This window comes from Streptomyces sp. NPDC059009 (genome assembly GCF_042740175.1).
In the GTDB taxonomy this organism is placed as follows: domain Bacteria; phylum Actinomycetota; class Actinomycetes; order Streptomycetales; family Streptomycetaceae; genus Streptomyces.
The window spans coordinates 64,006-77,135 of record NZ_JBHYJB010000051.1 but is presented as its reverse complement, the minus strand read 5'-3'; the positions used below and the strand labels follow the sequence as shown (position 1 = coordinate 77,135).

At 72.5% G+C, this 13,130-nt stretch carries 9 protein-coding genes and 1 pseudogene; 6 read left to right on the top strand and 4 right to left on the bottom strand.

The window, feature by feature from the left end:
- From ACFWYM_RS38245 to ACFWYM_RS38225, 5 genes and pseudogenes are all read left to right on the top strand, one after another.
- Nucleotides 1-429: pseudogene (locus tag ACFWYM_RS38245) on the top strand (potassium-transporting ATPase subunit B); the annotation flags it as partial.
- Between the two features lie 6 nt (nucleotides 430-435).
- Nucleotides 436-1,107, top strand: coding sequence for a potassium-transporting ATPase subunit C (locus ACFWYM_RS38240; protein ID WP_384847928.1), 672 nt, complete (start codon nucleotides 436-438; stop codon nucleotides 1,105-1,107).
- A 40-nt stretch (nucleotides 1,108-1,147) separates the two neighbouring features.
- Nucleotides 1,148-1,831, top strand: coding sequence for a response regulator (locus tag ACFWYM_RS38235; RefSeq protein ID WP_384847925.1), 684 nt, complete (start codon nucleotides 1,148-1,150; stop codon nucleotides 1,829-1,831).
- 62 nt (nucleotides 1,832-1,893) lie between these two features.
- Nucleotides 1,894-4,482, top strand: a complete 2,589-nt coding sequence (locus tag ACFWYM_RS38230) for an ATP-binding protein (RefSeq protein WP_384847922.1) — start codon at nucleotides 1,894-1,896, stop codon at nucleotides 4,480-4,482.
- Nucleotides 4,483-4,560: 78 nt separating this feature from the next.
- Entirely contained in the window at nucleotides 4,561-5,511 is a 951-nt protein-coding gene (locus ACFWYM_RS38225) for a class I SAM-dependent methyltransferase (protein WP_384847919.1), read from the top strand.
- Here ACFWYM_RS38225 and ACFWYM_RS38220 read toward each other — a convergent pair.
- The 4 genes from ACFWYM_RS38220 to ACFWYM_RS38205 form a co-directional block, all read right to left on the bottom strand.
- On the bottom strand, nucleotides 5,442-6,467 hold the full coding sequence (locus ACFWYM_RS38220; RefSeq protein ID WP_384847916.1) for a winged helix-turn-helix domain-containing protein: 1,026 nt from the start codon (nucleotides 6,465-6,467) through the stop codon (nucleotides 5,442-5,444). The genes ACFWYM_RS38225 and ACFWYM_RS38220 overlap by 70 nt on opposite strands.
- 85 nt (nucleotides 6,468-6,552) lie before the next feature.
- The gene (locus ACFWYM_RS38215; protein ID WP_384847913.1) at nucleotides 6,553-7,218 is read right to left on the bottom strand and encodes a CHAP domain-containing protein; all 666 of its coding nucleotides are present in this window, start codon (nucleotides 7,216-7,218) and stop codon (nucleotides 6,553-6,555) included.
- Between the two features lie 123 nt (nucleotides 7,219-7,341).
- Nucleotides 7,342-10,557 carry a BTAD domain-containing putative transcriptional regulator gene (locus ACFWYM_RS38210; RefSeq protein WP_384847910.1) on the bottom strand — a complete coding sequence of 1,072 codons (3,216 nt, stop codon included), beginning with the start codon at nucleotides 10,555-10,557 and terminating at the stop codon, nucleotides 7,342-7,344.
- 159 nt (nucleotides 10,558-10,716) lie between these two features.
- On the bottom strand, nucleotides 10,717-11,124 hold the full coding sequence (locus ACFWYM_RS38205) for a CoA-binding protein (RefSeq protein ID WP_384847907.1): 408 nt from the start codon (nucleotides 11,122-11,124) through the stop codon (nucleotides 10,717-10,719).
- A gap of 124 nt (nucleotides 11,125-11,248) precedes the next feature.
- On the opposite strand from ACFWYM_RS38205, the gene htpG reads away from it, so the two are divergent.
- On the top strand, nucleotides 11,249-13,108 hold the full coding sequence (gene htpG / locus ACFWYM_RS38200; RefSeq protein ID WP_384847904.1) for a molecular chaperone HtpG: 1,860 nt from the start codon (nucleotides 11,249-11,251) through the stop codon (nucleotides 13,106-13,108).
- Nucleotides 13,109-13,130: the final 22 nt, after the last annotated feature.

The following is a 13,130-nucleotide window of genomic DNA, read 5'->3' as shown; positions in this document are numbered from 1 at the left end:
GCCAAGGAGGCCGGGAACATGGTGGACCTGGACTCCAACCCGACCAAGCTCATCGAGATCGTCGAGATCGGCAAGCAACTCCTGATCACCCGGGGCGCGTTGACGACCTTCTCGATCGCCAACGACGTCGCCAAGTACTTCGCGATCATCCCCGCCATGTTCGCCGTGGCCTACCCGGGCCTGGACAAGCTCAACATCATGGACCTGTCCTCGCCCGAGTCGGCGATCCTGTCGGCGGTCGTCTTCAATGCGCTGATCATCATCGCGCTGGTGCCGCTCGCCCTGAAGGGCGTGCAGTACCGGCCGATGAGCGCGGACAAGATGCTCCGGCGCAACCTCGGGATCTACGGCCTGGGCGGGCTCATCGCCCCGTTCATCGGCATCAAGATCATCGACCTGCTCATCTCCCTCATCCCCGGAATCGGCTGATCGGTCATGAACAACTCCGTAGGAAACACAGCCCGGTTGCTGGGCGCCGGCCTTCGGGCCCTGCTGGTCCTGACCCTCGTCTGCGGCGTGATCTACCCGCTCGCCGTCACGGGGGTCGCGCAGGCCCTGTTCCACGACAAGGCCAACGGCTCCGAGATCAAGAGTGACGGCAAGGTCGTCGGCTCCGAACTCATCGGCCAGCGCTATGACTTGCCGCTGAAGAAGGGCCAGGAGACCCCGGACCCGGACCTGAAGTGGTTCCAGCCGCGCCCCTCCAACGGCCTCGGTGAGAACTCGGTCAACACCCAGTACAAGCTGATCCTCTCCGGCGCCACCAACCTTTCGGGTGACAACAAGGACCTCGTCAAGCAGGTCAAGGACGCCCAGGCGGCCGTCGTCAAGGACAACTCGACCCCGGACTTCAAGGTCAAGCCGTCCGACGTGCCGGCCGACGCGGTCACCTCCTCCGGCTCCGGCCTCGACCCGCACATCTCCCCGAAGTACGCGAAGCTCCAGGCGCACCGCGTCGCGGAGAAGAACCGCCTCGCGTACGACAAGGTGGCGAAGCTGGTCGAGGACCACACCGACGGGCGGATCCTCGGCTTCATGGGCGAGCCCCGCGTGAACGTCCTCCAGCTCAACGTCGCGCTCAAGGAACTGACCAAGGCCCAGGGCTGATACCCGGCCCGGGACTGAGGGAGAGGAAGGCCGTACTGCCATGACCCGAGTGCTCGTTGTGGAGGACGATCCACAACTCGTACGGGCCCTCGTGATCAACATGCAGGCGCGGAAGTTCGACGTGGACGCGGCACCGGACGGCACCACCGCCCTCCGGTTCGCCGCGGCCCGCAGGCCCGACGTGGTCGTCCTCGACCTGGGCCTGCCGGACATCGACGGCGTGGACGTCATCAGGGTGCTGCGCGGCTGGTCCCGCGTGCCGATCCTGGTGCTGTCCGCCCGGCGCGCCTCGGACGAGAAGGTCGCGGCGCTCGACGCGGGCGCCGACGACTACATCACCAAGCCGTTCAGCATGGACGAGCTCCTGGCCCGGCTGCGGGCCGCCGTCCGGCGCACGGCGACGAGCGTGGCGCCCGCCCCCGAGACGGTCGTCAAGACCGACGCCTTCACCGTCGACCTCGTCGCCAAGAAGGCATCCCGGGACGGGCGCGACGTGCGCCTCACGCCCACCGAGTGGCACCTGCTCGAAATCCTCGTCTGCAACCCAGGACGCCTCATCACCCAGAAGCACCTGCTGCGCGAGGTCTGGGGGCCGTCCTATGGAGGGAAATCCAACTATCTCCGGGTCTACATGGCCCAGTTGAGGCGCAAGCTGGAGCCGGACCCGGCCCACCCCCGGTACCTCATCACCGAACCGGGCATGGGCTACCGCTTCGAAGCGTGACCCCAGCCCCTGGCCCTCCGTAACAGACCGACCCACGCACGAACGAACCCGGAGACGAGACGATGGCACGCGGCAAGCTCCGGATCTACCTCGGTTCGGCACCGGGCGTCGGCAAGACGTACGCGATGCTGTCCGAGGCGCACCGGCGCGTCGAGCGCGGCACCGACGTGGTCGTGGCGTTCGTCGAGCACCACGACCGGCCGCGCACCGAAGTGATGCTGCGCGGTCTGGAGCAGGTCCCGCGCCGTGAACTCACCTACCGGGACACGGAGTTCACGGAGATGGACCTGGACGCGGTCCTGCACCGCGCACCCGCCGTCGCCCTCGTCGACGAACTCCCGCACACCAACGTCCCGGGCTCGCGGAACGCTAAGCGGTGGCAGGACGTGGAGGAGCTGCTCGCCGCCGGGATCGACGTCGTGTCCACGGCGAACATCCAGCACCTGGAGTCGCTGGGCGACGTCGTCGAGTCGATCACGGGCGTGCGGCAGCGGGAGACGGTGCCGGACGAGGTGGTGCGGAGGGCCGACCAGATCGAGCTGGTCGACATGTCGCCGCAGGCGCTGCGGCGCCGCATGGCGCACGGCAACATCTACAAGCCCGACAAGATCGACGCGTCCCTCTCCAACTACTTTCGCCCCGGAAACCTCACCGCCCTGCGCGAGCTCGCGCTGCTGTGGGTCGCCGACCGGGTCGACGAGTACCTCCAGGAGTACCGCAGCGAGCACAAGGTCTCGAAGATCTGGGGCTCGCGCGAGCGGATCGTCGTCGGCCTCACCGGCGGGCCCGAGGGGCAGACGCTGCTGCGGCGGGCCGCGCGGCTCGCGGAGAAGGGCGCGGGCGGCGAGGTCCTCGCCGTCTACATCTCCCGCAGCGACGGCCTGACCGCGGCCTCGCCCAAGGAACTCGCCGTCCAGCGCACCCTCGTCGAGGATCTCGGCGGCACCTTCCACCACGTGGTCGGGGACGACACCTCGGCGGCGCTGCTCGACTTCGCGCGCGGCGTCAACGCCACCCAGATCGTCCTCGGCGTCTCCCGGCGCAGGCCCTGGCAGTACGTGTTCCGGCCCGGCGTCAGCGCGACGGTGGCCCGCGACTCGGGGCCCGACCTGGACGTGCACATCGTCACCCACGACGAGGCCGCCAAGGCAGGCCCGTTCGGCCCGCGCCGCCGCCACGGGCTCGGCCGGTCCCGGACCATCTGGGCCTGGCTGTGCGGCGTCGGCGGCCCCATGCTGCTCACCTGGCTGCTCAGGTCGGCCGCCCCCGAAGTGGGGCTCGCCAACGACATGCTGCTGTTCCTGACGCTGACCGTGGCGGCGGCGATGCTCGGCGGACTGCTGCCCGCGCTGGCGTCGGCGACGGTGGGCTCCCTGCTCATCAACTGGTTCTTCACGCCGCCCGTCCACACCCTCACCATCACCGACCCCCGGAACATCGTCGCCCTCGCCATATTCATAGGAGTGGCCGTCTCGGTCGCCTCGGTGGTGGACGTGGCCGCCCGCCGCACCCACCAGGCGGCCCGGCTGCGCGCCGAGTCGGAGACCCTCTCCTTCCTCGCGGGCAGCGTGCTGCGCGGCGAGACCTCGGTGGACGCCGTGCTCGAACGGGTGCGGGAGACCTTCGGCATGGAGTCGGTGGCTCTCCTGGAGCGGGAGGGAGACACCGCGCCGTGGACGTGCGCGGGCAGCGTCGGACCGAGCCCTCTCGGCCGCCCCGAGGACGCCGATGTCGACATGCCCGTCGGCGACCACATGGCCCTCGCGCTCTCCGGCCGCGTGCTGCCCGCCGAGGACCGCCGCGTCCTCGCCGCCTTCGCCGCACAGGCCGTCGTCGTCCTGGACCGCCAGCGCCTGCAGTCCGAGGCCGACCAGGCCCGCGCCCTCGCCGAGGGCAACCGCATCCGCACAGCCCTGCTCGCGGCGGTCAGCCATGACCTCCGTACGCCCCTCGCGGGCATCAAGGCGTCGGTGTCCAGCCTGCGTTCGGACGACGTGCAGTGGTCGGCGGCCGACGAGGCCGAGCTGCTCGCCGCGATCGAGGAGGGCGCCGACCGCCTCGACCACCTCGTCGGCAACCTCCTGGACATGTCGCGCCTCCAGACCGGCACCGTCTCCCCGCTCGTGCGGGAGGTCGACCTCGACGAGGTGGTCCCGATGGCGCTGGTCGGGGTGCCGGATCCGGACGAGAACGTCACGCTCGACATCCCCGAGACGCTGCCCATGGTCGCCGTCGACAAGGGCCTCCTGGAGCGGGCCGTCGCCAACATCGTCGAGAACGCCGTCAAATACACCCCCGAGGACACCCCGGTCCTGGTCGCCGCCAGCGCCCACGGCGACCGGGTCGAGGTCCGCGTGGTGGACCGCGGGCCCGGCGTGCCGGACGAGGCCAAGGACGACATCTTCGCGCCGTTCCAGCGCTACGGCGACGCCCCGCGCGGCACCGGAGTGGGCCTCGGCCTCGCGGTCGCCCGCGGCTTCGTCGAGGCGCTCGGCGGCACCCTCACCGCGGAGGACACCCCAGGTGGCGGGCTCACCATGGTGCTGACCCTGCGGGCGGCCGGGGCGGCCGGGGCGGAGGCGGCGGGGGAGCGGCCGGAGCCGGAAACCGTGGGGGCGCAGCGCACGGAGGCGACCCCGGCGACATCGTGACCGACATCGCCACCGACGGGTGCCGGTGCCGTCTGGAATGCTCCGGTGCAGAGCCCCCGGTGAGAGGAGCGGAGCACGATGCATGACGAGCACGGCACGATGCATGACGAGCACGCCGCGCAGCCCACGGAACCGGATCACACCGCGGTACGGGTCGCCCTGTGGCGGGCCCTGCACGTCCGCGCCGACGCCCCGCCGCACGTCCTCACGGACGAACTCGGCCTGCGCATCGCGGGAGTTGACGGCGACGGCGACCGCGACGGCGATGGCGACGGCGATGTTGATGGCGACGGCGTCGACCGGCGCGGCTGGCGGCGGCGCCCCGACATGGACGTGGTGGCCACCGCCCGCAGCCGGGCCTCCATCGTGGCCCGCGCCCGCTTCATCGAGGACCTCGCCGTGGCGCGGGCCCGCGACGACGGGGTCGGACAGTACGTCGTCCTCGGCGCGGGCCTGGACACCTTCGCCCAGCGCAGGCCGCCGGAGGCCGCGCGGCTGCGGATCTACGAGGTCGACCAGCCGGGCACCCAGGCATGGAAGCGGCGTCGCCTGACCGAACTCGGCCTGGGCGTACCGGACTTCCTGCGCCTGGTGCCGGTCGACTTCGAGGCGGGTCCGCACTGGTGGGACGGCCTGGTCGCGGCCGGGTTCGACCCGGACGAGCCCGCCGTCGTCGCGTCCACGGGCGTCAGCATGTACCTCACGCGGGACGCGATCCGTGCCACGCTCCACCAGATCACCCGGCTCGCCCCCGGCTCCACGCTGGCCATGACCTTCATGCGGCCCCTTCAGCTCATCGACGAGGACGAGCGGCCCGGGCGCCGGGCGGTGGAGGCGGCGGCGCGCGCCTCCGGCACCCCCTTCATCAGCTTCTTCGCCCCCGAAGGCATCCTCGCCCTGGCCGGCGAGGCCGGACTCAAGGACGCCCGCCACGTCTCGGCGGCCGAGCTCACCGACCGCTACTTCGCGGACAGGACCGACGGCCTGCGGCCCTCCAGCGCGGAGGAGCTGCTGGTGGCGACGGTCTGAGACACCAGGTCACGGCCCAGCCGGGTGAGGCTGTGCAGCACGGCGGAGTGCCGTCGGCTGCTGGAGACGAGGCCCGCGGTGCGCAGCACGCTCGCGTGTTCGCTGGCGCTGGAGACGGACACGCCCGCGCGCAGGGCGAGTTCGCTGGTGGAGCAGGGCGGGTCGAGCGAGCACAGGACGGTCGCGCGGGTCCGGCCGAGCAGCGCCGTGAGCGTGCTGCGCGGGGCGGCCGTGCGGGGCTGGTGGGCGGCCGGAAAGACCAGGACCGGCGGGAGCCCTGGGTCGATGAACGTCACCGGGTAGCGCGTGCAGAAGTACGAGGGGATCAGGGTGATCCCCCGGCCGTCCAGGCGCAGTTCACGGTCGCGCGGATAGCCGCAGGTCAGCGTCGGCGGGGTCCAGCGGCCGCACAGCTCCAGGCCGTGCAGGAGCTGTCCGACGCCGCCGTCGAGCACATCGCGGCTGCGCCGGGCCCGCTCGCCGTGGACGCACTCGCCGATCTGGGACCAGTACGGCGCCAGGAACTCCTCGTGGTAGACGGCGAGTGCGTGCTGCAGCTCCTGCCGCACCGGACGGTCCCCGTCGGCGAGCCGCCGCACCCAGGGCGGCGCGGCCCGCTCCTCGAACGCGACGGCCAGCTCCTGCCGCAGCCGCCGCGCCGACGTCGACCGCACCAGGTCGAGGGCGGCGTCGAAGCCGCCCGTGTGGGCCGGGGTGAGGAAGTCGGGAAAGCTGCCGCGCGGCGGCACCAGCAGCGTCAACTGCCGCAGGACGCGCCGGTGATCGGCCGCCGCGAGCCGCGCCCGGGCATGGCGCAGCCAGGGCCGGTAGACCGGCGCGGGACGGGGCGACTGGAGGATGTGCAGGCTGTTGACCAGCTCCCACATCACATCCGGCCGCGTGGCGACCACCGTGCGCGCCAGGTCGTCGGCGGTGAAGTGGATGCGCAAGGCCATGGACCGTTCCCCCCAACGGTGTCGGCATGACGGCGCCCCGGGGAGCGGCCGGTGCGGCTCGCTCCCCGGGGCGCGGCCTGAGCGGTTACCGCTTCTCCGGGGAGATGTAGCCCACGACGCGGCCGGACTTCGTGTTGTGCCGGGTGCGCTCGTAGACGCCTTCCTTGCCGCCGCCGCTCGCCTTCTTGGTGGTGTTGCCCTCGATGGTCGTCAGCTTCTTGCCGCTCTTGCGGTACTTGACGACGAGGCCGACGTGGTCGATGTCCCAGCCGTTGCGGCCGACGCTCGGGCTGCTGCCGTCCCAGTCGTAGACCACCGCGTCGCCGGGCTTGGGGGTGTAGGAGCCCCGCGGGTGCCACTTGCCGGTGCCCGCCTTGGCGGCCCGGTAGAAGGAGCCCGCGAACGGGTCGATCTTGGAGGTCTTGGCGCCCGACTTCTTCCACACGTACCGGGCGAAGTCGGCGCACCACTCGTTGGAGCGCCACTTCACGCCGCCCGTCGACGTGCTGCAGATGTTGTCGCCGCTGGTCTTCCAGTAGCCGCTGTAGAAGTTGCAGTTCTTCCTGGCCTCGCGGTTGTGGTGCGCGTTGTTCTTCTCGCCGACGGCCTTCTTGACGATCTTCCCCCGCATCGTCAGATTCCCGCCGGGCGCCGCCGACGCGGTCGTGGTCAGCGACCCCGCGGTGACGGCCCCACTGGCGAGGACGGCGGTCAGAAGCATGACGGTCTTGCGGTGCGCGGTGCTGGACATCGGTGGTCCTTCCCCCGTTGATTCCCCGTTGGTGCCGGGCGCCGTTGCGCTCCGACGTCAACGAGATTCGCGCACGGCTCTATAGGTCGCCTGTAAGCCCTCCGGAACGCGGCTCACAGCGGCTTACAGCGCGCTCCGCTCCCGCGCGCCGCACTCCGCGAACACCGACATCGCCTCCGCGCGCAGCGCCGCCGCCCCCGCCGTGTCGCCGAACGCGTCCCGCGCCGCCGCGAGATCGCGCAGCGTGCGGGCCCGCGGCAGCCGCAGCTCCAGCACGTCCCACAGGCCCACGGCCGTCACGAGCCGCTCCTCCGCCGTGCCGTGCCGCCCGTCCGCCAGGGCGCACTCGCCGAGCGTGCGCAGCGTCAGCGCCTCACCGAACCGGTCCTGGTGCGCCCGGCACACCTCCAGCGAACCGAGCAGCTCCGCCTCCGCCTCGCGGGTGCGCCCGAGCCGCAACCGGGCCTTGGCGCGGGCCCGTTCGGCATAGGCCGCCATCAGCGGGTCGCCGAGGCCCGCGAAGATCTCCAGCGCGCGACCGGCGTGCCGCTCCGCCTCCTCGTACGCGCCGAGCGATCTGTGCACCAGGCTCAGCGTGCGCAGCGTCAGCGCCTCACCGCGTCGGCTGCCCAGACTCCGGTACGCCCGCAGCGAGTCGTCCAGAAGCGCCAACGCGCCCTCGTGGTCGCCGAGTTCCAGGCGTACGGAGCCACCGAACCGGCAGGCCAGGCCGACCCCCGTCACATCGTCCAGGCGCCGGAAGCCGTCGGCGGCGCGGGCCAGCGCGTCCTCGGCCTGAGCGAGGCGGCCCACCTCGCGCAGACAGCTGCCGAGGCCGGCGAGGGCCGCGGCGCGGCCGTGCAGATCGCCGATGGCCGCACACAGCGGCTCGGCCTGCCGGAAGTACGCCTCCGCCTCCGCGTACCGGTCCTGCTCGTAGCGGAGCTGGCCCAGGCCGATGAGCAGCAGCGCCTCGCCGGAGCGGTCCTCGGCGCGGCGGGCGGCGGCCAGCGCGGCGTCGTGGCTGCGCCACCAGGCGTCGAAGCGGTTGCCGACGGCGAACGACGAGGAGCACAGCACGGCCGCGGCGGCACAGGCGAGGGTGTGCAGGCCGAACGCGGCCGCCCGCTCGACGGCGGTGGCGAGCGCGTCGGCCTCCGCCTCGAACCAGGCGAACGGGTCGGCGAGCGCCCGCCGCCCGGTCGCGGGCCCGACGTCGGCGGCCGGTTCGTACCCCGGCGCGCCCGCGCCGCCCCGTACCGCGGGGTCCGCGCCGGCGGACCGGTTCACGCTCCCCGCGCCGCCCAGGTACGGCCGCAGCACGACCACCCCCGAGGGCGCCTCCTCCGCGACCCGCTCCACCAGCCGGAGCCCGGCGGCGAGCGCCCGGCCCACCGCCGCCCTGCGCTCGTCGGCCGCGTCCTCGGCCTCGGCCCGCTCGGCGGCGTACACCCGCACCAGGTCGTGCGCCCGGTAGCGCGACTGCCCCGCGGCGTCGGTGCCGGTCCAGTCGAGGAGCTGGGCGTCCACGAGCCGTTCGAGGACCTCCTCCGCGTCGTCCTCACACGCGTCGACGAGCAGCGCCACCATCCAGGGGGCCACGTCGCACGGGCCGAGGACGGCGATGCGGCGCAGCACGGTGCGCGCGTCGGGGTCGAGCGTCTCGTAGCTCAGGCCGAGCCCGGCCCGTACCTCCAGGTCGCCCACGGCCAGTTCGTCGAGGCGGCGGCGCTCGTCGTCGAGCCGGTCGGCGAGGACCCGGGGCGTCCAGTGCCGCCGGGTGGCCAGCCGGGCTCCGGCGATCCGCAGGGCGAGCGGCAGTCCGCCGCACAGGGTGACGATGCGCCGGGCGGCGGCCTCCTCGGCGGGGTCGGCCACGGCCGCGGGGTCGCCGATGACGCCGGTCAGCAGCTCCAGGCCGCGGGCGTCGTCCAGGACGGCCAGATCGGTGCGCCGGATCCCGTCGAGTCCGCCGAGCCGCGCCCGCGAGGTGACCAGGACGCCGCAGCCCGGGCTGCCCGGCAGCAGGGGCCGCACCTGGGACTCGCTGCCCGCGTCGTCGAGCACCAGCAGCAGGCGGCGCCCGGCGACGAGGCTGCGGAAGAGGTCGGCGCGCTCGGCGGGATCCTCGGGCGGCCCGGCACCGAGCGCGCGCAGCAGCCGCCCGAGGACGACGCCGGGCGGCACGGGGGCGTCGATGCCGTGCAGCTCCGCGTAGAGCTGGCCGTCCGGGAAGGCGTCCGCGGCCAGGTGCGCGGCCTTCACGGCGAGGGCGGACTTGCCGACGCCCGCGGGGCCCGACACGACCACGACGGCCGTCGCCTCCCGGGGCGAGGTGAGCCCGTCAACGACCTCGGCGACCTCGCTCCCGCGCCCGGTGAAGTCCCCGATGGAGGGCGGCAGAAGCGATACGGGCCGGGGCGCGGGCGCGGGCGCGGCCTGCGGGGCGGGGGCGCCGGCCACGGTGCGGTCCGCACGGTCCTCGGCGGGCAGCAGCGCGGGATCGGCCCGCAGGATCGCCAGCCGGGCGGGGGCGCCGGCCACGGTGCGGTCCGCACGATCCATACGGTCCGCACGGTCCTCGGCGGGCAGCAGCGCGGGATCGGCCCGCAGGATCGCCTCGTGCAGCCGGCCGAGCTCGGGCCCCGGATCGATGCCGAGCTCCTCCGCGAGCACGGCGCGCCCCTCCCCGAACACGGCGAGGGCGTCGACCTGCCGCCCCACCCGGTAGAGGGCGAGCATGAGCTGGCCGCGCAGCCGCTCACGGGTGGGATGGGCGCCGATCAGCGCGTTCAGCTCGGTGATCAGCTCGCTCTCGCGGCCCCCGGCGTCGAGATCGGCGGCGATCCGCTCCTCCAGCACGGCCTGCCGGGCCTCCTCCAGGCGCAGCGCCTCACCCCGCAGCGCCTCACCGACCCCGCCGAGCGCGGGCCCCCGCCACAGCGCCAGGGCCTCGCGCAGCAGCCGGGCCGCGCCGAGCGGATCGCCGTGCCCGGCGGCCTGCCGCCCCGCCGCGGCCAGCTCCTCGAACCGCTCCAGGTCCACCGCGCCGGTCTCCGGCCGGATCACATACCCCGGCGCCCGCGTCTCGATCGACTCCCGGCACGCGTCCGGCAGGGCCCGCCGCAGCGCCGAGACATACGTCTGGATCAACGCCCGCGCGGTCTCCGGCGGTTGTTCGCCCCAGACGACGTCCACCAGCGCGTCGGCGGGCACGACGTGGCCCGAGCGCAGCAGCAGCACGGCCAGCAGGGCACGGGGCTTGGGGCCGCCCACCCGCAGCGGGCGCCCCTCGCACAGCGCCTCGACCGGTCCGAGCAGCCGGAATTCCAATGCCATGGGTGCCCCTGAGACGTCGCCGGAAGTGGCTCACCTCACATGATTCCGCAACTGCCGTGACGGGACGCAGAGTTGGGGCAAACGTGCGTGTTCCTGCCGTGGTGCGGGCGACGGCGTCGGGGTGGGGCGTGGGGGTCGGCGTGGCCCGTGCGGGGAGGGTCAGCCGAGCCGGGGGATCTCGATCGCCGGGCACCGGTCCATCACCATGTCGAGCCCCGCGGCCCGCGTCCGCTCGTACGCCGCCTCGTCCACGACCCCGAGCTGGAACCAGACCGCCTTGGCGCCGATCGCGGCGGCCTGGTCGGCGACCGGACCCGCGAGGTCGCTGTTGACGAACACGTCCACGACGTCCACCTCGAAGGGGATGTCCGCGAGGGACGCGTACCCCTGCTCCCCGTGCACCGTCTCCGCCTTCGGGTGCACCGGCACGACGCGCTTGCCGAAGCGCTGCAGTACGTCGGCGACGCCGTACGCCGCGCGGCTCTCGTTCGACGACAGGCCCACGACCGCCCAGGTGTCGCCGAGTCCGGTGAGGATCTTGCGGATCGTTGCTTCGTCGCCGTACATGCGCGGCCTCCATGGATCTGATCTGGGGTGCTGCCTCGGGTGCTGCTCGCACAACAGCGGGTGGCGCGGAGTGATTCCCCGGGGCAAAATCGCCCCGTACTCAGGCAATTCACGGGAGGGACACATGAGCACCGAGACGCTGGAGTTTCAGGCAGAGGCGAGGCAACTCCTCCAGTTGATGGTTCACTCCATCTACTCGAACAAGGACGTCTTCCTGCGGGAGCTGATCTCCAACGCCTCCGACGCCTTGGACAAGCGCCGCCTCGCCGGTCTCACCGACGACAGCCTCAGGGCCGACGACCCGCACATCGCCGTCGAGGCCGACACCGAGGCCCGCACCCTGACCGTGCGGGACAACGGCATCGGCATGTCGCGCGACGAGGTCGTGGGGCTCATCGGCACGATCGCCCGGTCCGGCACGGCCGAGACCCTGCGGCGGCTCAAGGATGCCAAGGAGACCGGGGGATCGGCGGAACCGGCCGAGCTGATCGGCCAGTTCGGCGTCGGCTTCTACTCCACCTTCATGGTCGCCGACCGCGTCACCCTGCTCACGCGCAAGGCAGGCGACGAGGGCGCGGCGGGCGGCACGCGCTGGGAGTCGGACGGCGACGGCACGTACACCCTGGAGACGGTCGACGACGCCCCGGTGGGCACCGAGGTCACCGTCCACCTGCGGCCCAAGGACGAGGAGAACGCCCTTTACGACTACGCCGACGCGGCGAAGATCCGGGAGATCGTCAAGCGCTACTCGGACTTCATCTCGTTCCCCATCCGCATGGGTGAGGCCACCCTCAACTCGATGAAGGCGCTGTGGGCGCGGCCACGCTCCGAGGTCAAGGACGAGGAGTACCGGGAGTTCTACCGGCACATCTCGCACGACTGGACGGACCCGCTGGAGACCATCCCCATGCGGGCCGAGGGCACCTTCGAGTACGAGGCGCTGCTCTTCCTGCCGTCCCGGGCCCCGCACGACCTCTTCCAGCGCGACGGCCGCCACGGCATCCAGCTGTATGTGAAGCGCGTGTTCATCATGGACGACGCCCGCGAACTCCTCCCGGACCACCTCCGGTTCGTCAAGGGCGTCGTGGACGCCGCCGACCTGTCGCTGAACGTCTCCCGCGAGATCCTCCAGCAGGACCGGCACATCCAGCTGATCCGCCGCCGCCTCGCCAAGAAGGTCCTGGCGACCATCAAGGACCTGATGAAGAACGACGCGGACAAGTACCGCACGTTCTGGCGGGAGTTCGGCGCGGCCGTCAAGGAGGGGCTGCTCGGCGGCGCCGAGGAACAGAAGCCGATCCTCGACATCGCGTCGTTCGCCTCCACCGGCACCGAGGAGCCCACCTCGCTCGCCGACTACATCGGCCGCATGAAGGACGGCCAGGACAAGATCTACTTCATGACGGGCGACAGCCGCGCCCAGGTCGAGAACTCCCCGCACATGGAGGCGTTCAAGGCCAAGGAGTACGAGGTCCTCATCCTCACCGACCCGGTCGACGAGATCTGGGTCGAGGCGGTGCAGGAGTACGAGGGCAAGGAGTTCCAGTCCGTCACCCGGGGCGAGGTCGAGCTGCCCGCCGACGGCGAGGAGCAGAAGGAGGAACAGCCCGACGGCTTCGGGCCGCTGCTGGGCTGGCTGAACGAGACCCTCGACGAGGTGAAGGACGTCCGCCTCACCACCCGCCTCACCAGCTCCCCGGCGTGCCTGGTCAGCGACGCCGACGGCATGACACCCGCCCTCGAGCGGATGTACCGGGCGATGGGCCAGCAGGTCCCGCCGGTCCAGCGCATCCTCGAGCTCAACGCCAAGCACCCGCTGGTCAGCGGCCTCAGGACGGCGTACGAGGAGCGGTCGTCGGACCCCCGACTCGCCGAGACCGCCGAGCTGTTGTACGGCACGGCGCTGCTCGCGGAGGGCGGCGACCTGGCCGACCCGGCGCGCTTCGCCAAGCTCCTCGCGGACCGGCTCGCCAAGACGGTCTGAGGCAGCCCTTCTTCGGTCGCCC

What these genes read in the sequence shown, in the direction of transcription:
- ACFWYM_RS38220 (WP_384847916.1), bottom strand. Translation starts at nt 6,467, where the DNA reads ATGGCCTTGCGCATCCACTTCACCGCCGACGACCTGGCGCGCACGGTG.
- ACFWYM_RS38235 (WP_384847925.1), top strand. Translation starts at nt 1,148, where the DNA reads ATGACCCGAGTGCTCGTTGTGGAGGACGATCCACAACTCGTACGGGCC.
- ACFWYM_RS38240 (WP_384847928.1), top strand. Translation starts at nt 436, where the DNA reads ATGAACAACTCCGTAGGAAACACAGCCCGGTTGCTGGGCGCCGGCCTT.
- ACFWYM_RS38225 (WP_384847919.1), top strand. Translation starts at nt 4,561, where the DNA reads ATGCATGACGAGCACGGCACGATGCATGACGAGCACGCCGCGCAGCCC.
- ACFWYM_RS38210 (WP_384847910.1), bottom strand. Translation starts at nt 10,557, where the DNA reads ATGGCATTGGAATTCCGGCTGCTCGGACCGGTCGAGGCGCTGTGCGAG.
- htpG (WP_384847904.1), top strand. Translation starts at nt 11,249, where the DNA reads ATGAGCACCGAGACGCTGGAGTTTCAGGCAGAGGCGAGGCAACTCCTC.
- ACFWYM_RS38215 (WP_384847913.1), bottom strand. Translation starts at nt 7,218, where the DNA reads ATGTCCAGCACCGCGCACCGCAAGACCGTCATGCTTCTGACCGCCGTC.
- ACFWYM_RS38205 (WP_384847907.1), bottom strand. Translation starts at nt 11,124, where the DNA reads ATGTACGGCGACGAAGCAACGATCCGCAAGATCCTCACCGGACTCGGC.
- ACFWYM_RS38230 (WP_384847922.1), top strand. Translation starts at nt 1,894, where the DNA reads ATGGCACGCGGCAAGCTCCGGATCTACCTCGGTTCGGCACCGGGCGTC.